This window comes from Paraburkholderia sp. BR14320 (assembly GCF_040948665.1).
Classification (GTDB): domain Bacteria; phylum Pseudomonadota; class Gammaproteobacteria; order Burkholderiales; family Burkholderiaceae; genus Paraburkholderia; species Paraburkholderia youngii.
This window is the reverse complement of sequence record NZ_JBFPKG010000216.1, coordinates 1-859: the sequence shown is the minus strand read 5'-3', so window position 1 is coordinate 859 and position 859 is coordinate 1. Positions and strand designations below refer to the sequence as shown.

The 859-nt window shown below is 60.4% G+C and carries 1 protein-coding gene; it reads left to right on the top strand.

The features are described 5' to 3' along the window. Positions 1 to 231 precede the first annotated feature (231 nt). Positions 232 to 690: a hypothetical protein gene (locus AB3X89_RS39975; protein ID WP_368588029.1), complete on the top strand. Its 459-nt coding sequence runs from the start codon at positions 232 to 234 to the stop codon at positions 688 to 690. Positions 691 to 859 lie beyond the last annotated feature (169 nt).

Genomic DNA, 859 nt, shown 5'->3' with positions numbered 1-859 from the left:
GGACAGATGAAATGTGCGGGCAAAGACCCGTCGTCTGCTTCCCAGCAGTTTTACTCCCTTGTGTCATAAGCAATACTTATCATATCGACATTTCTCGTCCCGACACCCTTACTGCAACAGAACCCGCTCGTCAACACGGAGCTTAACGAGGCGCGTCGTCTGCAGGTAAAGGATGGCACGCTGGATTACGCCCGCGCGATACTCGAGCGGCTTGCAGCCTGAGGAGGGGACATGCGATTCGATCGTACTCCGAAGGCGGAAGGTCTTCGCTGGACTTCGCGGATGCAAGCCTTGCATCTGAACCGTCAGGATCGGGCTCGTCAAAAGATCGAGCGTGCCTACCCGCTCTTCAGCGATCAGATTGAGGTGCCCCAGGCGCTTTCGGTTGATGAAGAGCGGGAACGGCGGGAACGGCTGCTGTACCAGAGCGAGCAACGCATGCGCGATCTGTACGCCCAGCAATGGCGTCGCCTGCGTCGCGAGTACTTCGCATGCACGCCCGACGTGCGCGCGCGCATCATGGAGGCCTGGAAGGCGTGGCGCGGTCCGGCCAATCCTGTGTGTTTCGCCTACGTGATCGAGCAGCACAACGGCGTGGGCGAGGAGAAGTCCCGGCGGCACCGCGAGCGCGAAGCGGCGATGATCGCGAGAATCGATGCAGCACGGGCCGCTCAGACAGCGTTAGTCTGACGGCGCAATTTTCCTGAACCACAGCCGGCGCATATGCGCCGTTTTTTTTTTGCCCTGGCGTCACGCGAGAAGTCTAAGCGGGGTCAATCTGCTCATCATTCGGGCAAACCTTCGCGCAGCGGCCGCCCATACTGGGCTCTGTTACCCGCGTCCATGACGCATCGACCCG